24 protein-coding genes are annotated in these 22228 nt (G+C 70.1%); 10 read left to right on the plus strand and 14 right to left on the minus strand.

The window, feature by feature from the left end; all coding sequences use genetic code 11:
* The first annotated feature begins 88 nt into the window (after positions 1-88).
* From JWQ91_RS02025 to JWQ91_RS02060, 8 genes are all read left to right on the plus strand, one after another.
* A complete protein-coding gene (locus JWQ91_RS02025) occupies positions 89-490 on the plus strand; it encodes a TraR/DksA family transcriptional regulator (RefSeq protein ID WP_297780115.1) in 402 nt (133 codons plus the stop codon).
* A complete protein-coding gene (lspA, locus tag JWQ91_RS02030) occupies positions 463-1002 on the plus strand; it encodes a signal peptidase II (protein ID WP_297780118.1) in 540 nt (179 codons plus the stop codon). The genes JWQ91_RS02025 and lspA overlap by 28 nt, the downstream gene beginning before the upstream one ends.
* Complete coding sequence (locus tag JWQ91_RS02035) at positions 999-1961, plus strand: RluA family pseudouridine synthase (RefSeq protein ID WP_297780121.1); 963 nt, start codon at positions 999-1001, stop codon at positions 1959-1961. The genes lspA and JWQ91_RS02035 overlap by 4 nt, the downstream gene beginning before the upstream one ends.
* A 135-nt stretch (positions 1962-2096) precedes the next feature.
* Entirely contained in the window at positions 2097-3320 is a 1224-nt protein-coding gene (locus JWQ91_RS02040) for a pyridoxal phosphate-dependent aminotransferase (RefSeq protein ID WP_297780124.1), read from the plus strand.
* Between the two features lie 34 nt (positions 3321-3354).
* Positions 3355-4350 carry an ATP-binding cassette domain-containing protein gene (locus JWQ91_RS02045; RefSeq protein WP_297780126.1) on the plus strand — a complete coding sequence of 332 codons (996 nt, stop codon included), beginning with the start codon at positions 3355-3357 and terminating at the stop codon, positions 4348-4350.
* On the plus strand, positions 4347-5153 hold the full coding sequence (locus JWQ91_RS02050) for an ABC transporter permease (protein WP_297780129.1): 807 nt from the start codon (positions 4347-4349) through the stop codon (positions 5151-5153). Before JWQ91_RS02045 ends, JWQ91_RS02050 begins: the two co-directional genes overlap by 4 nt.
* A gap of 43 nt (positions 5154-5196) precedes the next feature.
* Positions 5197-6321, plus strand: coding sequence for a PQQ-dependent sugar dehydrogenase (locus tag JWQ91_RS02055; protein WP_297780131.1), 1125 nt, complete (start codon positions 5197-5199; stop codon positions 6319-6321).
* An 88-nt stretch (positions 6322-6409) separates the two neighbouring features.
* Positions 6410-6580 carry a hypothetical protein gene (locus JWQ91_RS02060; protein ID WP_297780134.1) on the plus strand — a complete coding sequence of 57 codons (171 nt, stop codon included), beginning with the start codon at positions 6410-6412 and terminating at the stop codon, positions 6578-6580.
* A 172-nt stretch (positions 6581-6752) separates the two neighbouring features.
* On the opposite strand, the gene JWQ91_RS02065 is transcribed toward JWQ91_RS02060, so the two are convergent.
* Together JWQ91_RS02065 and JWQ91_RS02070 are read right to left on the minus strand one after the other, a co-directional pair.
* Positions 6753-6956: a cold-shock protein gene (locus JWQ91_RS02065; protein WP_153653062.1), complete on the minus strand. Its 204-nt coding sequence runs from the start codon at positions 6954-6956 to the stop codon at positions 6753-6755.
* 215 nt (positions 6957-7171) lie between these two features.
* Positions 7172-7633: a CAP domain-containing protein gene (locus JWQ91_RS02070; RefSeq protein ID WP_297780139.1), complete on the minus strand. Its 462-nt coding sequence runs from the start codon at positions 7631-7633 to the stop codon at positions 7172-7174.
* A 226-nt stretch (positions 7634-7859) separates the two neighbouring features.
* On the opposite strand from JWQ91_RS02070, the gene JWQ91_RS02075 reads away from it, so the two are divergent.
* Positions 7860-10253 (plus strand): immune inhibitor A domain-containing protein, encoded by a 2394-nt coding sequence (locus tag JWQ91_RS02075; RefSeq protein WP_297780140.1) that lies wholly within the window; start codon positions 7860-7862, stop codon positions 10251-10253.
* 152 nt (positions 10254-10405) lie between these two features.
* Here JWQ91_RS02075 and JWQ91_RS02080 read toward each other — a convergent pair whose 3' ends face one another.
* The 7 genes from JWQ91_RS02080 to JWQ91_RS02110 all read right to left on the minus strand — a co-directional run bounded on the left by JWQ91_RS02080 (position 10406) and on the right by JWQ91_RS02110 (position 17687).
* Entirely contained in the window at positions 10406-11686 is a 1281-nt protein-coding gene (locus JWQ91_RS02080) for an MFS transporter (protein ID WP_297780142.1), read from the minus strand.
* A complete protein-coding gene (locus tag JWQ91_RS02085; RefSeq protein WP_297780145.1) occupies positions 11676-12101 on the minus strand; it encodes a MarR family transcriptional regulator in 426 nt (141 codons plus the stop codon). Before JWQ91_RS02085 ends, JWQ91_RS02080 begins: the two co-directional genes overlap by 11 nt.
* Before the next feature lie 56 nt (positions 12102-12157).
* Positions 12158-13372, minus strand: a complete 1215-nt coding sequence (locus tag JWQ91_RS02090) for an APC family permease (protein ID WP_297780147.1) — start codon at positions 13370-13372, stop codon at positions 12158-12160.
* Between the two features lie 3 nt (positions 13373-13375).
* Complete coding sequence (locus JWQ91_RS02095) at positions 13376-14191, minus strand: exodeoxyribonuclease III (RefSeq protein ID WP_297780150.1); 816 nt, start codon at positions 14189-14191, stop codon at positions 13376-13378.
* Between the two features lie 34 nt (positions 14192-14225).
* Complete coding sequence (locus JWQ91_RS02100) at positions 14226-14618, minus strand: DUF1304 domain-containing protein (protein ID WP_297780153.1); 393 nt, start codon at positions 14616-14618, stop codon at positions 14226-14228.
* A gap of 42 nt (positions 14619-14660) precedes the next feature.
* Positions 14661-16313, minus strand: a complete 1653-nt coding sequence (locus tag JWQ91_RS02105) for an FAD-binding dehydrogenase (RefSeq protein ID WP_297780155.1) — start codon at positions 16311-16313, stop codon at positions 14661-14663.
* A gap of 126 nt (positions 16314-16439) precedes the next feature.
* Positions 16440-17687 (minus strand): geranylgeranyl reductase family protein, encoded by a 1248-nt coding sequence (locus JWQ91_RS02110; RefSeq protein ID WP_297780158.1) that lies wholly within the window; start codon positions 17685-17687, stop codon positions 16440-16442.
* A 45-nt stretch (positions 17688-17732) separates the two neighbouring features.
* Here JWQ91_RS02110 and JWQ91_RS02115 point away from each other — a divergent pair, with 45 nt between their 5' ends.
* Entirely contained in the window at positions 17733-18461 is a 729-nt protein-coding gene (locus JWQ91_RS02115; protein ID WP_297780161.1) for a queuosine precursor transporter, read from the plus strand.
* A 124-nt stretch (positions 18462-18585) separates the two neighbouring features.
* Here the strand turns inward: JWQ91_RS02115 and tgt are convergent, their stop codons facing one another.
* From tgt to JWQ91_RS02140, 5 genes are read right to left on the minus strand one after another with little or no spacing between them, the layout of a single operon-like run.
* Positions 18586-19791, minus strand: coding sequence for a tRNA guanosine(34) transglycosylase Tgt (gene tgt / locus JWQ91_RS02120; protein WP_297780164.1), 1206 nt, complete (start codon positions 19789-19791; stop codon positions 18586-18588).
* Between the two features lie 12 nt (positions 19792-19803).
* Positions 19804-20457: a M50 family metallopeptidase gene (locus JWQ91_RS02125; protein ID WP_297780192.1), complete on the minus strand. Its 654-nt coding sequence runs from the start codon at positions 20455-20457 to the stop codon at positions 19804-19806.
* 3 nt (positions 20458-20460) lie between these two features.
* Positions 20461-20865, minus strand: a complete 405-nt coding sequence (locus tag JWQ91_RS02130) for a tetratricopeptide repeat protein (protein ID WP_297780167.1) — start codon at positions 20863-20865, stop codon at positions 20461-20463.
* A 49-nt stretch (positions 20866-20914) separates the two neighbouring features.
* Positions 20915-21586 (minus strand): hypothetical protein, encoded by a 672-nt coding sequence (locus tag JWQ91_RS02135; RefSeq protein ID WP_297780170.1) that lies wholly within the window; start codon positions 21584-21586, stop codon positions 20915-20917.
* Positions 21587-21596: 10 nt separating this feature from the next.
* Positions 21597-22217: an NAD(P)H-dependent oxidoreductase gene (locus JWQ91_RS02140; RefSeq protein ID WP_297780172.1), complete on the minus strand. Its 621-nt coding sequence runs from the start codon at positions 22215-22217 to the stop codon at positions 21597-21599.
* Between the last annotated feature and the right edge of the window lie 11 nt (positions 22218-22228).

Consider the following 22228-nt stretch of genomic DNA (forward strand, 5'->3'; position numbering starts at 1 on the left):
GGTCACACCCTCAATTCTACGGGTGACCGGCGGCGTCACGGCGGCGGTGCGAGTTGGCAATGCTCTACCCGGGGTCTAACCTTCCTGCATGCCAAACACCAAGCTGGCCGTTCGAGCCGACGAGAAGCCGTGGACCGCCGCCGAGACCAAGGCCGTCCGTGCCGAGCTCGAGGGCGACCTGACCCGGTTGAAGGGCGAGCTCGACCAGTCGGCCCGCGAGCTGCAGGACCTGCTCCGCGACGGCGTCGACGGGGCCGGCAACGACCAGGCCGACGTCGGGTCCAAGGGGCTCGAGCGCGACGCCGAGATGTCGCTCGCGGCCAACCAGCGCGAGCTGCTGCTGCAGACCGAGAAGGCGCTCGACCGGCTCGAGAAGGGCAGCTACGGCCAGTGCGAGTCCTGCGGTGAGGCGATCGGCAAGAATCGTCTGATGGCTTTCCCCCGTGCGACACTGTGCATGACATGCAAGCAGCGCGAGGAGCGTCGCTGAGCCCTGGCGACGACCACGGCGCGACCACGAGGACGTACGTACGGCTGTTCGCCGTCGTGGCTGTCGTCGCGCTCGTCCTCGACCAGGTCACCAAGATCGTCGCGGTCGAGAAGCTGCAGGGCCGCAGCTCGATCGAGATCGTCCCGGGCGTCCTGTCGCTGACGTTCCTGCGCAATCCGGGGGCCGCGCTCAGCACCGGGGCGGGATTCACGCTCGTGCTGAGCCTCATCGCGATCGCCGTGTGCGTCGGCGTGCTCCGGGCCGCGAGCCGGCTCCGCGACCGTGGCTGGGCCGTGGGCCTCGGCCTGCTGCTCGCCGGCGCGCTGGGCAACCTGATCGACCGGATCTTCCGGGAGCCGGCGCCGCTCAAGGGCCATGTCGTGGACTTCATCGACTACGGCATCTTCGTGGGCAATGTCGCCGACATCGCCCTGACGTTCGCCGCCATCATCATCGTGTGGCGTGCCTGGCGAGGCGTCCGCCTCGACGGCACGCGGGAGGAGACGTCATGACCGCCGACGGAGTGGAGCTCGAGCACCGCGTGCTGCAGGTGCCCGAAGGACTCGCCGGGGAGCGGGTCGACAGTGCGCTCGCGCGCCTGCTGGGCCTGTCGCGCACCCGGGCCAGCGAGCTCGTCGCCGAGGGTCTCGTGACCCTCGACGGCCAGCCGCCGGCCAAGTCCGACCGGGTGCTGCCCGGTTCGATCCTCGAGGCATCGATCCCGGCTCCCCGCCGCGCGGTCGTCGTCGCCACCGAGGTCGAGGGCATGGCGATCGTCTTCCAGGACGACGACATCGTCGTGGTGGACAAGCCCGTCGGCGTGGCGGCTCACCCCAGCGTCGGCTGGTCCGGGCCCACGGTGCTCGACCACCTGGCCGGCGTCGGCATCCGGATCTCCACCTCCGGCGCGCCCGAGCGTCAGGGCATCGTGCACCGGCTCGACGTCGGCACGAGCGGGCTCATGGCGGTCGCGAAGTCCGAGCACGCCTACACCGTGCTCAAGCAGGCCTTCCGCGACCGCTCGGTCGAGAAGACGTACCACGCGCTCGTCCAGGGGCACCCCGATCCGCACACCGGCACGATCGACGCGCCCATCGCGCGCCACCCGCGCCACGACTTCAAGTTCACGGTCAAGGACGGGGGCCGCGAGAGCGTCACGCACTACGACACGCTCGAGGCCCACCGCTTCGCGAGCCTGCTGACGATCAACCTCGAGACCGGCCGGACGCACCAGATCCGCGTGCACATGAGCGCGGTCCACCATCCGTGCGTCGGCGACCTGATGTACGGCGCGGACCCGACGCTGGCGAAGCGCGTGGGCCTGGACCGGCAGTGGCTGCACGCCAAGGGGCTGGCGTTCGCGCACCCGCGCACGGGAGAGCGGGTCGAGTTCAGCTCGGAGTACCCCGCTGATCTCGTCCACGCCCTCGAGGTCGTCCGGACCGTCGACGACAACCCCCTCCCGCGCTGACCCGTCCCGCCCCCCGGTTCCGCGACTGGCGCAGTTTGATCATTCTTGGACGGCGAGTCGTCCAGATCTGCGCCACTCGCTGACGGGTTTGCGCCACTCGCCGCCCCCGCGAGGGCGGATGGAACAATGGCGGCCATGTCCTCCATCGTGCGCCAGTCCGAGAAGCTGAGGGATGTCCTCTACGACATCCGTGGACCCGTCAGCGCACGAGCCGCCGCCCTGGAGGCCGAGGGACACCGGATCCTCAAGCTCAACATCGGCAACCCCCAGCCGTTCGGCTTCGACGCTCCGGCGGAGATCCTGCAGGACGTCATCGCGGCGCTGCCCGGCTCGGCCGGCTACTCGGACTCACGGGGCATCCAGTCCGCGCGGCGAGCAGTGGTGCACAACTACCAGCTGCAGGAGGGCTTCCCGACGATCGACGTCGACGACGTCTGGATCGGCAACGGGGTCTCCGAGCTGATCCAGATCGCCCTGCAGGCGCTGCTCGACAACGGTGACGAGGTCCTCATCCCCGTCCCGGACTACCCGCTGTGGACCGCGGTGACCAATCTCGCCGGCGGCCTGCCGGTGCACTACCGCTGCGACGAGGACAACGGCTGGAACCCCGATCTGGAGGACCTCGAGTCCAAGATCACCGACCGCACCAAGGCCATCGTCGTCATCAACCCCAACAACCCCACGGGAGCGGTCTACTCCCGCGAGACGCTCGCCGGCATCGCGGACCTTGCGCGCAAGCACGACCTGGTCCTGATGGCCGACGAGATCTACGACAAGATCCTGTACGACGACGCGGTCCACATCCCGATGGCCAGCGTGGCCCCCGACGTCCTGACGTTGACCTTCAACGGGCTCTCCAAGGCGTACCGCGTGTGCGGCTACCGGGCCGGCTGGCTCGTCGTGACCGGACCGCTGGAGCGGGCGCAGGACTATCTCGAGGGCATCACGTTGCTGTGCTCGATGCGGCTGTGCCCCAACGTCCCGGCGCAGAACGCGATCCAGGTCGCGCTGGGTGGCTACCAGTCGATCAAGGAGCTGATCCTGCCCGGCGGCCGGCTGCTGGAGCAGCGCGACACCGCGATCGGTGAGCTGCGCAAGATCCCCGGCGTCAGCGTCGTGACGCCGAAGGGCGCGTTGTACGCCTTCCCGCGCCTGGATCCCGAGGTCTACCCGATCAAGGACGACCAGCAGCTCGTGCTGGACCTGCTGCTGCAGGAGAAGATCCTGCTGACCCAGGGGACCGGCTTCAACTGGCCCGACCCGGACCACCTGCGGATCGTGACGCTGCCGTGGTCGCGCGACCTGGCCGACGCGATCCAGCGACTCGGCAACTTCCTGAGCAGCTATCGGCAGGTGTAGCACTTCTGTCGGTGATCGCTGGCACAGTGGGACCATGACCGAGATGATCCGCGCCACCGGACTGGTGAAGAGATACAAAGGCGTGGAAGCCCTCGCCGGGCTGGACCTCAGCGTCCCTGAGGGCAAGGTCCTCGGGCTGCTCGGACCCAACGGCGCCGGCAAGACGACGGCGGTCCGCATCCTCGCGACCCTGCTCAAGGCCGACGGTGGCACGGCGGAGGTCGCGGGGATCGACGTCGCCCAGGATCCCGACGGGGTCCGCGCGCGCATCGGCCTGTCCGGCCAGTACGCCGCCGTCGACGAGCACCTCACGGGCTACGAGAACCTCGAGATGGTGGGCCGCCTCTACGGGATGCCCAAGGCCCGGGCCTCCAGGCGCGCCCGGGAGCTGCTCGACCGGTTCGACCTGACCGAGGCGGGTGACCGACCCTCCAAGACGTACTCCGGTGGGATGCGGCGCCGGCTCGACCTCGCGGGCGCACTGGTCGCCGAGCCGCCGGTGCTGATTCTCGACGAGCCGACGACGGGCCTCGACGTCCGCAGCCGACAGCAGATGTGGGGCGTCATCCGCGATCTCGTGTCGTCCGGCGCCACGCTGCTGCTGACGACGCAGTACCTCGAGGAGGCGGACCTGCTCGCCGACGACATCGTCGTGATCGACCACGGCCGCGCGATCGCGCGCGGCACGGCGGACGAGCTCAAGGCGCAGACCGGCGGCGAGCGCATCGAGATCGTCCTGTCCGACGTCGGCCGGCGCGAGGACGCGACCCGCATCCTGGCCCGGGTCGCGCTGGGGGACGTGCAGGTGGCCGACAACGGCCGCGAGCTCACCGCGGCCGTCGAGGGCGGTGTCCCGGAGCTGCGGCGGGTCCTCGACGAGCTGGAGACCGAGGGGATCGCGGTGCTCGACGTCGGGCTCCGCCGGCCCACGCTCGACGACGTGTTCCTGACCCTGACCGGCCGGGCCGCCGAGGCGGTCGCCGACGACGACCGGGACCTCCACACCGAGACCGCGGAGGTCGCCTCATGACCACCCTGGCCCGCCACGCCACCGACGGATGGGTCGTGGCCAAGCGCAACCTCATCAAGATCGTCCGAGTCCCCGAGATCCTGGTGTTCGTCCTCATCTCGCCGATCATGTTCGTGCTGCTGTTCGCGTACGTCTTCGGCGGCGCGATCGACCCCGGCGGAGGAGTCAACTACCGCGAGTTCCTGATCGCCGGCATCTTCGCGCAGACCGTCGTGTTCGGCGCGACGTTCACCGGTGCGGGGCTCGCCGAGGACATGCAGAAGGGCATCATCGACCGGTTCCGGTCGTTGCCGATGTCCAGCTCGGCGGTGCTGGTGGGCCGCACGACCTCCGACGTCGTCTACAACGTCCTGTCGCTCATCATCATGGCGCTGACCGGTCTGCTGGTCGGCTGGCGGATGCGCGAGGGCATCGGCAAGGCGTTGCTGGCGTTCCTGCTCCTGCTGGTGTTCGCCTACGCGGTCAGCTGGATCATGGCGTGGGTCGGCCTGATGGTGCCGAGCGTCGACGTCATCAACAACGCGTCGTTCATCGTCATCATGCCGTTGACGTTCGTCTCGAACGCCTTCGTCCCGACCGAGACGTTCCCGGCGGTCCTGCAACGTGTCGTGGAGTGGAATCCGGTGTCGACCCTCACGCAGGCGTGCCGCGAGCTGTTCGGCAACACCAATCCCGACGTCCCGGTCCCGGACGCCTGGTCGCTGCAGAACCCCGTCCTCTACACGCTGATCTGCGTCGTGGTGATCCTCCTGGCGTTCGTCCCGCTGTCGATCCGCCAGTACCGGATCGCCAGCAGCCGCTGACGGTCCGCGGGCGGGCCTTGACGCGGACGGGCATGATCGGGTCATGGAGCGACGCGCACTGCTGACCGGGCTCGCGGCCGTCGGAGCCGCGAGCCTGCTGGGGTGCAGCAGCGAGTCGGACGACCCGAGACCCAGGACGTCACCCAGCCCCAGCGACTCGCCGACCCCGGCACGCAGCACGACCCCGACCCCGTCACCGACCGCCGGGACACCGCGGGTGGATCGCGAGATCGCGACGGGGCTCGCGGTGCCGTGGGGGATCGCCTTCCTCGAGGACGGGGACGCGCTCGTGTCACTGCGGGACGAGGGCAGGATCGTCCGTGTCCCGCAGGAGGGGAGACCGCGCCCGGTCGGAGAGGTCCCGGGGGCAGCGGGCGTGACAGGGGGAGAGGGTGGCCTGCTCGGCCTGGCGATCCCGCCGGACGACCCCGGGACCCTGTTCGCCTACGTCACGACCAGCACCGACGACCGGGTCGTCAAGATGAGCCTCACGCGGCGCGGCATCGGGACGCCGAGGCCCGTCCTGACCGGGATCCCGATCGGGTCGAGGCATCACGGCGGGCGGTTGCTGTTCGACGACGACGGTCTGCTGTACGTCTCGACGGGCGACGCGGGCAACGCTCCACTCGCCCAGGACCGCGGGTCGCTCGCCGGCAAGGTCCTGCGGATCGACCAGGACGGCAAGGCCGCCGAGGACAACCCGTTCGATGACCGGACCTGGTCCTACGGCCACCGCAACATCGAGGGGCTCGCGTTCGACGAGCGCGGGCGGTTGTGGGCGGCGGAGTTCGGCGACAAGTCGGCCGACGAGCTCAACCTGATCCGGCGTGGCGGCAACTACGGCTGGCCCCGGGTCGAGGGCCGCTCCGACGCGGCCGGGCTGATCAACCCCAAGGCCACGTGGGGCACCGACGAGTGCTCACCGGCGGGCATCGCGATCACCGGCTCGACGGCGTTCATCGGTGCGCTGCAGGGGGAGTGCCTGTTCGCCGTCCCGCTCGACGGCACCCATGCCGGCAGGCCGAAGGCCCACCTCGCCGGGACGTACGGTCGCATCCGCAGCGTCGCCGTCGCCCCCGACGGCGCCCTCTGGGTCACGACCAGCAACCGCGACGGGCGCGGCGACATCCGCGGCGGCGACGACCGGATCCTGCGGGTCACGGTGTGACACGCGAAGCTACCCGTTGGTAAGGGTGCCCGGTGGTGAAACATGAGGATATCCTCATGTGAAGGCCCCCGACACTAGGAGAACCCGCATGGACGAGTCCTCGTTCGAGATCGACTCCCGCCAGCTCGCCGAGGCGTCGCTCCGTTTCCCGGCGCACCGACTGTCCCCGGTCGACCCCCACCCGGTCAGCGACGTCAGCTACCTGGCGCAGGCTCCCGAGTTCGGCAGCCACGCCTGGGACGAGGCCGGGCACCTCTAGCCCCCGCAGACACGAAGAAACCCCCGGAGCGCCCGCTCCGGGGGTTTTCCACGTCACTGCATGATCGGGAGGACCAGATCAGAGGGGGCGGCAAGCCGCCCCCGGCTCGAGCGAGCTCACTCCGATCAGAGGGGGCGGCAAGCCGCCCCCGGCTCGAGCGAGCCCACTCCGATCAGAGGGGGCGGATGTTTGCGGCCTGCAGGCCCTTCTGGCCCTGCTCGACGTCGAACTCGACCTTCTGGTTCTCGTCCAGCGAGCGGTAGCCGCTCGACTGGATGGCGGAGAAGTGCGCGAACACGTCCTCGCTGCCGTCATCAGGGGCGATGAATCCGAAGCCCTTGTCAGCGTTGAACCACTTGACGGTCCCTGTTGCCATGTCCTACTCCTCTTGGCGAGTTGCCGCCCCCGACTTTCGCGAGCGGCTGTCGCGACGTACATCCAACCTTCGAGAAGAACTAGACACCCGAGAGGGAAACTCAGTCATTCCGCGGCCCAACGTCGTGCAACTGGCGACAAGCCTAGGGCACCCCGCGGTCAAAAAGGAAAGGCTTTCGACACTCGGAATGCCAAATCAAGATGAACGGGAGGGTCCTACTTCGCGCCGAACACCTGCGCCACCCACCAGGTGCCGTCGCTGTCGCGGACCGCTCCGACGCCGACGTAGCGGGAGGACTTGCGCAGCAGGTTGGCCCGGTGGCCGGACGAGTTCATCCATGCGTTGACGACCTTCTTGCCCGACGAGTAGCCGTACGCGATGTTCTCCGAGGCGGAGGTGAAGCCGCAGTCGGACATGACCGTGTCGAGCCGACCGGCGCGGTGCTCCAGCTTGTGGTGCTTGGCCATCCAGCGGGCCTGGTTCTCGGCCCACCGGTCGGCACAGGACTGCGCCTTGACCGGCACCCGGTCGTGCGCGTCGCGTTTGACGTTGGTCTTCGAGATGACCTGCTTCTCGTAGCTCGAGGAGGTCAGGGCGGCGGCCGGCGAGATCGTGACGAGGAGCAGCGACGAAACGGCGACGGTGGCTAGCGCGGTGAGCTTCTTGGAGATGAGCATCGTTCGAGGGTACGCCCCGCCGTTTCAGGACGCGAAACGCGTCTAGTCCCAAAGAGCTACGTCCGTATAGTCAATGCTGGCCAAAGTCAAGACTGCAGTTCTCCCTGAAAATTACCTAAGTTGACTCTGTTGTGTCGTGCCGCCCCACAAGGGCGCGCACCATCACGCGGTGGGGCGACCGTCCCGCCGCTTCGGAGGAACGGAACAAGGGGGAACCTTGAAACGTGTGACCTCAGGCCTCGTCGGCCTCACACTCGCGGCGTCACTCGGTCTGGCGTACGCCTCGCCGGGCAGCGCGACACCCGCACCGCCCGTCGGTGGCGAGAAGTCCCAGAAGGTCGGCAAGGACGACCTCCCCAACCCGCTGGAGTCGAAGCGTCGTGAGCTTCGCGAGAGCGGTGTGACGTCAGTCCTCAACGGCGACGCCAAGGCCGTCACGAAGGACGGCACCTCGGTCGTCAAGGTCGGCAAGGGCTACAGCCCCGCCGCCGCCGCGGCGCTGGCCAACAAGCGGACCAGCAAGGCCGAGCGCAAGGCCCTCCGCGGCGAGAAGAAGCAGGACCAGTACGTGGAGCTCCAGCAGGAGCGGTCCGACAAGATCTTCGTGATCCTCGCCGAGTTCGGCAACCAGCGTCACCCCGACTTCCCGGACCAGGACACCGATCCGTCGGTCCCCGGCCCGACGACCTTCGAAGGCCCCCTGCGCAACAAGATCCCCGAGCCCGATCGCACCAAGGACAACTCGACGATCTGGCAGAAGAACTACGACCGCCAGCACTACCAGGACCTCTACTTCGGCAAGGGCAAGAACGCCGAGTCGGTCAAGACCTACTACGAGACCCAGTCGTCCGGCCGCTACACGGTCGACGGTGTGGTCCAGGACTGGGTCAAGGTCCCCTACAACGAGGCGCGCTACGGTCGCGACGAGTCGTACAAGACGGTCTGGAACCTGATCCAGGACTCCCTGACCGCATGGGTCGCCGACCAGAAGGCCAAGGGTCAGACGGACGCGCAGATCAAGGCGACGATCGCGTCGTACGACAAGTACGACCGCTACGACTTCGACGGCGACGGAGACTTCAACGAGCCGGACGGCTACATCGATCACTTCCAGATCGTGCACGCCGGCGGCGACGAGGCCGACGGCGATCCGCAGCAGGGTGAGGACGCGATCTGGTCCCACCGCTGGTACGCCTTCGGCACGGACGCCGGCCTGACCGGCCCGTCGCAGAACCCCCTCGGCGGCACCCAGGTCGGCAAGACCGGCATCTGGGTCGGTGACTACACCGCGCAGCCCGAGAACGGCGGCCTGTCGGTCTTCGTGCACGAGTACGGCCACGACCTCGGCCTGCCGGACGACTACGACACCAGTGGTGGCGGGGACAACAACAGCGAGTACTGGACCCTGATGGCCCAGAGCCGGCTCAACGCCAAGGGTGAGGCCCTCGGCACCCGTCCGGGTGACCTCGGGGCGTGGAACAAGCTCCAGCTCGGCTGGCTCGACTACGAGGCGGTCTCGGCGAAGCAGAAGAAGACGCTGGACCTCGGCCCGCAGGAGTACAACTCCAAGAAGGCCCAGGCCGCCGTCGTCGTGCTGCCCAAGAAGGACGTCGTGATCGACAACGGCGCACCCGCGTCGGGCTCGAAGCAGTTCTTCTCCGGATCCGGTGACGACCTGGCCAACTCGCAGACGACCGACGTGGACCTCACCGGCAAGACCGGCGGGGCCCTCGAGGCCAAGGTCCGGTTCGACATCGAGCAGGGCTACGACTACGCGTACGTCCAGGCGTCGACCGACGAGGGCAAGACGTGGACGTCGCTCGACGGCACGATCAACGGCAAGACGATCCCCGATGATGCGTCCGGCTCGCCGGCGATCGACGGGACGCTCTCGACGTGGGGCGACCTCAAGGTGCCGCTGGGTGCGTACGACGGTCAGAAGATCAAGCTGCGCTTCTACTACAAGACCGATGGTGGTCTGGCCAAGGCCGGTCTGTTCGTCGACGACGTCGCGATCAAGGCCGGCAGCGAGACGCTGCTCGCCGACGGCGCCGAGGACGGCGGCCCGGCGTGGACGTTCGACGGCTTCTCGATCGTCGGTGCGACCACGACGCTCCAGGCCGACAACTACTACATCGCCGGTCACCGGTCGTACGTCTCGTACGACAAGTACCTGAAGACGGGGCCGTACAACTTCGGCTTCGCCAACACCAAGCCGGACTGGGCCGAGCACTACAAGTACGGCCACGGCCTGCTGATCTCGTACTGGGACACCTCGGAGCAGGACAACAACACCAACGAGCACCCCGGCACGGGCCGCAACCTCATCATCGACGCCAACCCGGCCCCGATCACGAACATCGTGACCGGTGCCCCGTGGCGGGCGCGCATCCAGATGTACGACGCGCCGTTCTCGCTGCACAAGGCGGACTCGATGACGTTGCACACCAACGGCGAGCCCAGCTACATCCGTGGGCAGGCCGCCAAGCCGGTGTTCGACGACACCAAGAAGTACTGGTACGCCGAGCTCCCCAACCACGGGGTCAAGCTGCCGGCCACCGGTGTCAAGATCCGTGTCCTGCAGGAGAAGGGCACCTCGCTGAAGGTCAAGTTCAACTGACCTTCCTCTGATCGGGGGGCGCGCGTCGGGGGGCGCGCGCCTTCCCTTGGTCGGGGGTGCGCATCAGGGGGTGCGTGCCCCTTCCCCTCGTACGTTCGACAGTCGCCCGCGACACCTCTCGAGGTGTCGCGGGCGGCTCGGTTCGTGCGGGTCTACCGGACGTTGATGACCTCGTCGATCGCGCCCGGGGCCCCACCGAACTCGTCGGCGATCTCGCCCTGGACGTCCTCGGCGTCGACCACGTGGTGACCGTCTTCGTCCAGACCGGCGTCCGCGTCGGCCAGCAGCCGGTGCCCGGTCGCGAGGACGCCCACCGAGACGAGCACCGCGACCGCGGCCAGGGCGAACGGGACGTGCACGGTGAGGTGCTCGACGAGCTTGCCGGCGGCGAACGGGGCGAGGCCGCCGCCGATGAACCGCACGAAGCCGTACGCCGCGGAGGCCACCGGACGCTCGACCGGTGAGACGATCATGACGGCCTGGGTCATCAGGGTGTTGTTGATGCCGATGAAGATGCCGGCGGCGATGACCGCGCCGATCATGAGGGTCTGGTTGGTCGGGCTGATCGCCATCACCGCGAGGTCGACGGCGAACAGGGCCAGCGAGCCGTACAGCGACACCGCGGTCCCGAGCCGTCGCTGCAGCCACGGGGCGCCGACGACCGAGAAGAACGCGACCAGGATGCCCCAGCAGAAGAAGACCCAGCCGAGGTTCGTGATCGACAGGTTCATCGGGAACGGCGCGTAGCCGAGCATCGTGAAGAAGCCCCAGTTGTAGAGCAGCGCGGTCAGGCTCATCGTCAGCAGGCCGCGGTGGGTCAGCGCCTTGAGCGGTGCGGACAGGGCCGTGCGGGCGGCCGGTCTCGGGGTCGCCGGCAGCAGGAAGAACGTCGCGACCAGGGCGATCGCCATGAGCGCCGAGACGCCGTAGAACGGTCCCCGCCAGCTGATGTTGCCCAGCAGGCTGCCGACCAGGGGTCCGGCGGCGATGCCGAGCCCCAGCGCGGCCTCGTAGAGGATGATCGCGCCGGCGAAGCCGCCACGGGCGCTCGACACGATCGCGGCCAGCGAGGTCGCGATGAACAGGGCGTTGCCGAGTCCCCAACCGGCGCGGAACGCGACGATGCCGGAGATCGAGCCAGCCGACCCGGCGAGGGCGGCGAACACCACGATGATGATGAGGCCGAACAGCAGGGTCCGCTTCGCGCCGAGGCGGCTGGACACCCAGTTGGTGACCAGCATCGCGACGGCCGTGACGACCAGATAGCTCGTGAACAGCAGGGTCACCTGGCTCTCGCTGGCGTCGAGCTGGGTCTTGAGCGCGGGAAGGATGGGGTCGACGAGGCCGATCCCCATGAACGAGATGACGCAGGCGAACGCGACCGCGTACACGGCCTTCGGCTGCTTGAACAGGCTGACGTCGTCAGAGGACATGGGGCTCCGTAAGGCTGGCGATGGCGGGTGCGGCCGCGGCGAGCATCGCGCGGTCGTAGGGGGACAGGCGGTCGAGGCGGGCGGCGATGGCGGCATCGTGACCCTGCCGGCGGTCACGGAGCTGCTTCGCGCCGACCTCGGTGATCGCGATCAGGGTGGCGCGGCCGTCGACCGGATCGGGCCGGCGGGTCACGAGCCCGGAGTGCTCGAGCCGCTGCACGAGGCCGGTCATGGCCGGCTGGCTCACCGACTCGTGCTCGGCGAGAGTCGTGATGCGTTGCGGCCCGTGGCGCTCGAGGACGGACAGGGTTGCGGCGGCCGTGCGGCTGAGCGTGCTCTGCGGGGCGTCCCGCACGAGCGACATGGCGAACTCGCGGAGCGACTCGGCGAGCTCGGAGGGGTGCGGTTGCTTCATGCAACCAAATATATCAGGACGTTATGTATTATGCAGCCGGGTGGGGTGTCTACCGGTCATGGGCGGTGGCGCAGGGCGTACGACAGGGCGCCGGCCGCGACCACTGCCGCACCGATCGAGACGGTCTCGACGGGCAGGCTCCCGGCGAGCAGGAGGCAGCCGGCGAGCCCGAGCGCCGCGGCGGCCCCGGCCCATCTGCCCGAGTGGAGCGTCAGCGCCGAGGCGTTGGCGATCGCGTAGTAGACCAGGACGCAGAACGAGGAGAACGCGATGCTGGTCGTCAGGTCACCCAGCAGCACGAGCGCGACGACGACGAGGCCGACCGCGAGCTCGGCGGCCCACGGCACGCGCCGACGAGACCCGATCGCGGCGAGCGCGTGGGGCAGATGGTGGTCCCGGGCCATCGCCAGCACGGTGCGCGAGACGCCGAGGGTCAACGACAGGAGCGCGCCGCCGGCGGCGAGGGCGGCCGCCGCGACCACGACCGGGGTCAGGCCCCCGGCGTCGGCCGCGTGCAGACCCGCGACGAACGGCCGGGTCGACGCGGCCAGGTCCGGCCCGCCGAGGACGTGCCGCAGGGCGAGGGCCGCTGCGGCGTAGACCGCGACGACGACCACGAGCGACAGCGCGATCGCGCGCGGGATGGTCCGCTCGGGATCGCGGACCTCCTCGCCGAGCGTCGCGAGCCGGGCATATCCGGCGAACGCGAAGAACAGCAGCCCTGCGGCCTGGAGCACGCCGCGGGCGTCGCCGGGGGAGGATGCGTCGGCGGCGGGATCCGCGAGGGACATGACGGTGACCGCGGTGACCGTGACGACCAGGACCAGCGTGACGGTCACGACGCTGACGACGGCCGACTTCTCGACCCCGAGCAGGTTGACGGCCGTGACCGCGAGGACGACCGCGATCGCCGCTCCGCGGGCGTGGCCGGGCCACACGTACGAGCCGACGGCCAGGCCCATCGCCCCGCAGGAGGCGAGCTTGCCGGCCACGAACGACCACCCCGCCAGATGTCCCCAGAACGGGCCCAGACGCTCGCGACCGTACACGTACGTGCCGCCGGCAACGGGGTGGAGCATCGCGAGGCGCGCCGACGACCACGCGTTGCAGCCGGCGACGACGGCGGCGATCCCGAGGGCGATCGGCAGGCCGTCACCCGCTGCCGCGGTGGCCGGGGCGAAGACCACGAACAGCCCGGAGCCCACCATCGCGGCGACCCCGATCGCCGCGGAGGCGGTGAGGCCCAGCCGGCGGTCGAGTGTCCCGGGCACGGGTCAGAGCGCGTAGTCGATGACCAGCGGTGCGTGGTCGGACCACCGCTCGGCCCAGCTCTCGGCCCGGTCGACGACGGCGTTGGTCGCCGTCGCGGCGAGCTCGGGGGTCGCGATCTGGTAGTCGATGCGCCAGCCGGTGTCGGTGTCGAAGGCCTGACCGCGCATCGACCACCACGTGTAGGGGCCGTCGACATCGCCGGCCACCGTACGGTGCACATCGACCCAGCCGAGCTCGCCGAAGAAGCGGTCGAAGTAGGCCCGCTCCTCGGGCAGGAAGCCGGCCTTCTTGACGTTGCCCTTCCAGTTCTTGATGTCCCGCTCGGTGTGGCCGACGTTGAGGTCGCCGGTCACGACACCGTGGTGGCCGCTCGCGCGGATCTCCGCCAGCCGCACCGTCATCTGCTCGAGGAAGCGGTACTTCTCCTCCTGGCGGGGGGTGCCGGCCTCGCCGGAGTGCACGTAGGCGGAGACCGCGGTCAGCGTCGACCCGTCGGCCAGCGGGATGTCGGACTCGATCCAGCGCCCGGAGTCGGCGAAGAAGTCGTCGCCGTTGCCGACCCGGTGCGCGGTGGGCTCGGTGCGGCTCAGCACCGCCACGCCGGCACGTCCCTTGGCCGCGGCCTCGGTGTGCACGACGTGGTAGCCGGAGGCGTCGAGGATCTCCCGGACGATGTCGTCGGGAGCCCGCACCTCCTGCAGCGTCACGACGTCGGCCTCGCGGGCGGCGAGCCACTCGCTCAGGCCGGAGGACTGGCCCCGGGTCTTGTTGTGGGCGGCGCGGATGCCGTTGACGTTGACCGTGGCGATTCGAAGCACGGCGCCCACCCTAGTCGGGGCCGGCGACAGTCGATCAGGTGGCGGCGACGAGGGCGGCGGCGACGGCCAGGAGGGACGGAACGCCCTGGATCGAGGCCGCGCGGGCGTACGACCGACCGGTCGAGATCAGCACCAGCGAGGCGCCGAGCATGCAGGCACAGGCGAAGACGATCAACGTCCAGCCGATCGTGTCGTGGGTGTCGTCGAAGGCGACGAGCCCGATCCCGGTGAACGCGCCGATCGCGAGGAACAGGTTGTAGAAGCCCTGGTTGTACGCCAGCGGGGCGGTCGTCTCGGCGTCGGCCTGCGAGGTGAGGCCGAACGTCTTCCACGTCGCGGGCTTGCGCCAGTCGAGCGACTCGAGCTTGAAGAACAGGACGTGGAAGAGACCGGCGATCCCGGCCAGGATCAACGCGAGTGCGGTCATGGAGGGAGCGTACTGCCCGGGCGTCCCCGGACGGGGGACCTTTCAGCCCACCTGCTTCGCGGCGGCCCGGCCGGCCGCCCGGCCGCTGAACAGGCACCCGCCGAGGAATGTGCCCTCCAGGGAGTTGTAGCCGTGCACGCCGCCACCGCCGAAGCCCGCGACCTCGCCGGCGGCGTACAGCCCCTCGATCGGTGCACCGTCGGTGCCGATGACCTGCGAGTCGAGATCGGTCTCGAGGCCGCCGAGCGACTTGCGGGTCAGGACGTGGAGCCGGACGGCGATCAGCGGGCCCTTTGCGGGGTCGAGGATCTTGTGCGGCCTGGCCACCCGGATGAGCCGGTCGCCGCGATAGGCGCGGGCCTGGCGCAGCGCCGCGATCTGCAGGTCCTTGGTGAAGTCGTTGTCGAGCTCGCGGTCGCGCTCCTCGACCTGACGGCGTACCTCGCCCAGGTCGACGGGGGAGTCGGGGGTCAGGGCGTTCATGCCCGCGACGAGCTCCTCGATCGTGTCGGCGACGACGAAGTCCTCGCCCTTGGTCTTGAACGCCTCGACCGGGCCGGTCGCTCCCTTGGAGACGCGTTCCTTGAGCAGCGTCCGGATGCTCTTGCCGGTGAGGTCGGGGTTCTGCTCCTGGCCGGAGAGGGCGAACTCCTTCTCGATGATGGCCTGGGTCAGGACGAACCACGAGTGGTCGTGGCCGCTCTGCCGCAGCAGCTTGAGCGTCCCGAGGGTGTCGAACCCGGGCAGCCCCGGGACCGGAAGGCGCCGGCCGGCCCCGTCGAGCCAGATCGACGACGGTCCCGGCAGGATGCGGATGCCGTGCGCGGGCCAGATCGGGTCCCAGTTCTTGATCCCCTCGACGTAGTGCCACATGCGGTCGCGGTTGATGTGGCTCGCACCGGCCTCCTCGGCGATGCCGAGCATGCGGCCGTCGACGTGAGCCGGGACGCCGGAGATCATGTGCGCCGGGGGAGTGCCGAGTCGCTCGGGCCAGCTGGCCCGGACCAGGTCGTGGTTGCCGCCGATCCCGCCCGACGTCACGATGACGGCCTGCGCGGACATCGTGAACTCGCCGATCGACGTACGGGAGGTGGGTGCGGCGCGCTCGGCGTCGGTCGGCTCGAGCACCTGCCCGGCGACGCCGGTGACGACACCGTCGGTGACCAGCAGCTCGTCGACCCGGTGGCGGAACGCGAGCCGCACGAGTCCCTTCTCATGGCCCTCGCGCACGATCTTCTCGAACGGCTCGACGATGCCGGGTCCGGTGCCCCACGTGATGTGGAAGCGCGGCACGGAGTTGCCGTGGCCGCCGGCGAGGCCTCCGCCGCGCTCGGCCCAGCCGACGACGGGGAACACGCTGTGGCCGCGCTCCTTCAGCCACGACTGCTTCTCGCCCGCCGCGAAGTGGACGTACGCCTCGGCCCACCGCCGGGGCCAGGCGTCCTCCGCGCGGTCGAACTGGGCGCTGCCCATCCAGTCCTGCATCGCCAGGTCGACCGAGTCCTTGATGCCCATCCGGCGCTGCTGAGGAGAGTCGACGAAGAACAGCCCGCCGAACGACCAGAAGGCCTGGCCGCCCATGCCCTGCTCACCCTCCTGGTCCACGAGGATCACGGTCCGGCCCGCCTCGACGAGCTCAGCGGTGGCGACGAGGCCGGCGAGGCCCGCTCCGACGACGATGGCATCTGCGTTCATGCCGAGATCCTGTCACGCGCGAGGGGTCCCGTCGCGGTCCTGGGAGTACCAAGACGTCTTTCGACGGGTGGGAAAGAGAACATGTTCGATGTGTTCCGCCGGCGAGCTGATCGTCCGGCGCCGGGCTCAGGACGAGAACGGCGGCCGGTCGTCCAGGCGTACGGACCGGCGACCCGCCCAGCGCCACAGCCGGGCGGTCAGGTCGCGGTCCTCGTCTGTCACGAGGTTGCCCATCACCCGCAGCGCGAACGTCATGAGGTGGTGGGACCTCATCCCGACCGGGCCGGCGGTCGGCAGCAGGTGGGGGACCGTGATGAGCCCGGCCAGGCGGCGTGCGATCGAGAACGCCTCGCCGTACTGGCGGGTCAGCAGCTCGGGCCACGCCTGCGCGAGGTCGCTGCCACGGTGCATGAGCTCGGCGGCCTCGCGCCCGGTCTCCATGCCGTAGTCGATGCCCTCCCCGTTGAGCGGGTTGACGCAGCCGGCGGCGTCGCCGACCAGGACCCAGTTGGGTCCGGCCACGCCGGAGACCGCGCCGCCCATCGGCAGCAGGGCACTGGTCGGGAGGCGGAGCTCGCCGCTGAGGTCCCACTCCTCGCGGCGGAGCGAGGCGTAGTACTCCATCAGCGGGCGAATCTGCAGGTCCGCCGGACGCTTGGCGGTGGCCAGGGCGCCGACGCCGAGGTTCACCTCCCCGTCGCTGAGCGGGAAGATCCAGCCGTAGCCGGGCAGGAGCTCGTCGTCCTCGCCCCGGAGCTCCAGGTGCGAGGAGATCCACGGGTCGTCGCTGCGGCCGGACTTGACGTAGGAGCGGCCGGCGACGCCGTAGGCGGTGTCGCGGTGCCACTCCCGCCCCAGGACGCGGCCCAGCGGCGAACGTACGCCGTCGGCGACGACGAGCCGGTCGCACAGCACCGTGTGCGGCGTGCGGTCCCTGCCCACGTGGAAGACGACCCCGGTGACCCGGCCGGCGGCGTCGCGGACCGCGTCGACCGCCCGGGCACCCTCGAACGGGGTCGCGCCGGCCCCGACCGCGACCCGGAAGAGCTTGTCGTCGAGCTCGGTGCGGGGGACCGCCGAGCCGTAGTCGGGCAGCGACCCGCCGGGCCAGGGCAGCAGCAGCTCCTGTCCGAAGCCGGCGGCGCGCAGCCCCCGGTTGGTGCCGTGGCCGCGCACCCACTCGCCGAGGTCCAACCGCTCCAGCTCGGCGATGGCCCGCGGGGTGAGCCCGTCGCCGCAGGTCTTGTCGCGGGGGAACGTCGCGGCGTCGGCCAGCACCGTGTCCATGCCGAGGCGGGAGGACCAGGCGGCGGCCGCGGACCCCGCGGGACCTGCCCCGACGACGAGGACGTCGGTGCGGGTCGGGATCGTCATGGATCGATTCTCCCAGAGGCCACGACGGCTGGCAGGATGGGGCGCATGAGTTCAGCGACGACATCGGCCGATCAGTCGCGCGAGGTCCACTTCGCCTCGCGCGGGTCGTCGTACTTCGACGTCCTGCTCGCGGTGTTCTGCGTCGTGCTGGTGGTGTCCAACATCGCCGCGACCAAGTCGACCGAGTTCATCTCCGGGCACGACGTGTCGATCGGCCCGGTGCAGGTCCTGCCGATCATCTCCGACGGTGGCGCGATCCTGTTCCCGCTGGCGTACATCCTCGGAGACGTCATCTCGGAGGTCTACGGCTTCAGGGCGGCGCGGCGCGCGATCCTCGTCGGCTTCGGGTCGGCGGTCCTGGCGTTCGCGACGTTCCTGGTGGCGATGGCGCTGCCGGGGGCCAGCTTCTACGAGAACCAGGAAGCCTTCGAGAGCGTCGTCTGGTCGGGCGTGCAGATCGTGGCGGCGTCGATGATCGCCTACCTGACCGGGCAGCTCCTCAACTCGTACGTCCTCGTGCGGATGAAGAACCGGTCGGCCGAGCCCGGGCTGTGGCGCCGACTGATCGGCTCGACCGGCGTCGGCGAGGCGGCGGACACGCTGATCTTCTGCGCCCTCGCGGCCTCAGCGATCGGGATCACGACGGGCGGCCAGTTCGTCAACTACGTCGTGGTCGGGTTCGTGTTCAAGTGCGCCGTCGAGATCATCGTCAGCCCCGTCACGATGCTCGCCATCAAGGCCCTGAAGCGCCGCGAGCCGACGTACTGGCTCTGAGGCCGGATCACGCCCCGGAGCGTCGGATTACCACGGTCCCTGAGCAAACCTGCACGTACCGCAGGAAGTATTCCGCGGTAGGCGCCAGGTTGCCGAGGGACCGTGGTAATCCGTCACACCCGGGTCAGGCGTAGAAACGGGCCAGGAAGTCGTCCCGGAACTCCCGGAACGTCCCGGCCTCGAGGTGGCTCCGCATGTCGTCGACCAGCCGGACGGTGAACCGTTCGTTGTGGATCGTGCACAGCGTGGCGGCGACGTACTCCTTGGTCTTGAACAGGTGGTGCAGGTACGCCTTGGAGTAGTGCGCGCACGTGTAGCAGTCGCACTCCGGGTCGATCGGCCCGAAGTCGCGGCGGGAGGCGGCGACCATGACGTTGTAGCGCCCCGCCATGGCGTAGACCCGCGACGACCGGGCGACCCGCGACGGGGAGACGCAGTCGAACGTGTCGCAGCCGTTCTCGACCGCGGTGAACAGGTCGTCGGGCTCGCTGATGCCGAGCAGGTGGCGCGGCTTGTCGGCCGGCAGCTCCTCGCACACCCAGCGCACGATCGTCCCGAGGTTCTCCTTCTCGATCGCCCCGCCGACGCCGAAGCCGTCGAACCCGGTGCCGTCGTGGTCCAGCCCGACGAGCCCCCGCGCGGCCTGGCGCCGCAGGTCCTCGTGCTGGGCGCCCTGCACGACGCCGAAGAGCGCCTGCGGCGGACGGTGGGCCCGCTCGGCCGACAGCCGACGGTGCTCGACGAGGCACCGCTCGGCCCACGCCTGGGTCCGCGCGAGCGACTCGACCTGGTAGCCCTTGGAGTTCATCAGCGTCGTCAGCTCGTCGAAGGCGAACATGATGTCGGCGCCGAGCTGGTGCTGGATCTGCATCGACACTTCGGGGGTGAAGCGGTGCATCGACCCGTCGAGGTGGGACTTGAACGTCACGCCGTCGTCGTCGACCGTCGCGAGCCGGTCCTTGCCCTCCGCGATGACGTCGTCGGGCTGCACCGAGTGCGAGTCCATCGACAGGGTCTTCTGGAACCCGGCGCCCAGCGACAGGACCTGGAAGCCACCCGAGTCGGTGAACGTCGGCCCGGGCCAGTTCATGAACGTGCCGAGACCGCCGGCCTCGTCGACGATGTCGGCGCCGGGCTGGAGATAGAGGTGGTACGCGTTGGCGAGCAGGGCCTGGGCGCCGAGGTCGGCCATCTGCTCGGGGAGGACGGCCTTGACCGTCGCGCGGGTGCCGACCGGGATGAACGCCGGCGTGCGGATCTCGCCGTGGGGCGTCGCGATCGTTCCGGTACGCCCGAGGGTGCCCTCGAGCTCCTTGCCGACGGTGAACACCGCCCCATCCAATCAGCCGGGCAGGCCGACCGACCACACCGCGCCCGCGAGCGCCGCGGTCGTGGCCAGGAGGAACAGCAGGTTCCACACCGGCGCTGGCAGAAAGGTCAACCGGGCGAGGACGTCCGCGTCGGTCGTCCGGGTCCGGGCGCGGCGGCGGTGGGCCCACAGGTCGATCGTGGTCCGCGGCGCGGCGACCAGCAGGAACCACGCGAACGTCAGGGCGGCGAAGTCCTGGGTCGATGCCGGGGTCCTCCAGATCAACACCGCGACGACGCCTCCCGTCGCCGCGACGACCAGCAGGCCGAACCAGTTGCGGATGAACGTCAGCATCACCGCGAGGGTGCCGAGCCCGCCGTACAGCGCCCACGGTGTGTGCCCACCGTCGACCAGGAGGACCGCGACGAGCCCGAGCGCCGCGGGGGCGAGGTAGCCGGCGGCGGCGGTCGCCATCATCCCCGGACCCCGCGGCTTGCCGCTCGACACCGTCAGCCCCGACGTGTCGGTGTGCAGCCGGATCGCGTTGAGCCGGCGCCCGGTCGCGACCGCGACGACGGCGTGGCCCGCCTCGTGCACGAGGGTCACGAGGTGACGCACGACAGACCACAGGGGCGGCACGACGACGAGCACGACGGCCGTCGCCGCGGCCGCCCAGGTGGTGTCCAGAGGTCAGCCGATCGCGCGGTCGACGAGCTCGACCCGGGTGGCGTCGCGCGGGGAGGCACCCATCGCGGCGGCGAGCCGGTGGTGCACGGCGCCCTCGCGGTGCCGGCTCTGCCGGTCCAGCGACAGGCCGAGCGCGGTCTGCGCCCACGCGCTGGTCGGCTCGAGCTCGATGAGGCGCCGGAACGCCTCCTCGGCCGGGACCAGCTGAGCCGCGGCGAAGTGTGCCCGGCCCATGAGCTCCCACGCGGCGGCGTGCGACGGCTCGGCCTCGAGCACCCGACGGAGCACCCGGACGGCGTCGCGCGGGTAGCGCGAGTCCAGCAGCTCCTCGCCCATCCGGAAGGCCTCGAAGACGTCCATCGCGGCGATCGTCTCGTCGGAGAGGTTGGGGGTCAGGTAGATCGTCATGTCGGCTCCTTCCAGGCTCGGAGCAGCGTCAACGTCGGGTGGTGGGGGTTCATTCCGCCGGGGCGGTGGGCTGGGCCGTCGGCTCGGCCGTCGTGGTCGCGGGGGTCGGTGTCGGTGTGGGTGCCCGGGTGCTCGTGGAGGGCTCCGGCGCGGGCGTCGTGGCGTCCGGCGTCGGCGTCGGCGTCGGGGTCGGCGTGGGTGTCGTGTCGTCCGGCCCGGGCGCCGGGTCGGCCGCGCTCTTCGACCCGCCGAACGTGTCCCCGATCGTCGTGCCGCCGGAGCCGCCGAGCGTCTTGTCGGTGACGACCTCGTACGCCGTGATCGCCGCGAGCGCCAGCGCGAGGACCATGACGGTCGTGATGATGATCGGCTTCCAGCGAAGCCGGCGCTCGGGCTCGTCGCGCACGACCTCCGCACGCTCGACGGGGGAGTCGTCGATCTCCGCGACCTCCTGCAGTGCGGTGGCGATCTGCCCGTCTTCGACCTGCTTCTGGATCATCGTGCCGCTCGCCGTCTGGACGATCAGCGTCCGCCCCTTGTCGAGCGTGCGGCCGTACAACGCGCTGCTGACCGTCACGACGAAGCTGCCGAGCGCGGCACCCACCAACGTGCCGGCGACGCCCAGTCGTGAGGCGAGCCAGGCGGCGGTGACGGCGGCCAGGACGCTGGCAGCGACCTGGAACCACGAGATCTCGGCGAGCACTCCACGACGGTCGGACACGACGACCAGACTAGGTGGCCGCTCCGAATGTCTCGGCTGCGAGCGTCTCGACCTCGTCGAGCCACGCCCGGCGCTGCTCGCCGCTCGCCGCGGCGACAGGACGCAGCACGCGACGGGTCACGCGCGGCGCGCCGAGGTAGGGCGCGACGCAGCGCCCCCAGATCGAGGCCAGCGGGTCACCGTAGAGATCACGCTCCCGCTCGTCCGTCGTGTCCGACGTGTTGACCACGAACAGCTCGGACAGCGGCGCCAGCGGTTCGGGGAAGCCCGACGCCTCGGCCAACCGGTAGGCCACTCCCGGCACGACGACCCGGTCGACCCAGCCGCTCAGGATCGCCGGCGGCATGCCCCACCAGTTGGGGTGGACCACGACGAGGGCGTCGGCCTGGCGGAGCTCCTCGCGGTGCAGCGCCAGCACGGGATCGGCCTCCTGCGCCAGCAGCGACTCGATCGCGAGGCCACTGGTGTGCGACTCGAACGGCGGGACGAGCGGGTCGAACCGCTCGGCGTACAGGTCGTGCGACCGCACCTCGTGGCCGAGCCGCAGCAGGCGCTCGCCGATGCGCTCGGCGATGCCGTGGCAGTAGCTGTCCGTGCGCGGGTGCGCCAGCAGCAGCATGACGAGGCTCATGGGGTGATTCT

It is taken from the genome of Aeromicrobium sp., assembly GCF_025965075.1.
GTDB lineage: Bacteria > Actinomycetota > Actinomycetes > Propionibacteriales > Nocardioidaceae > Aeromicrobium.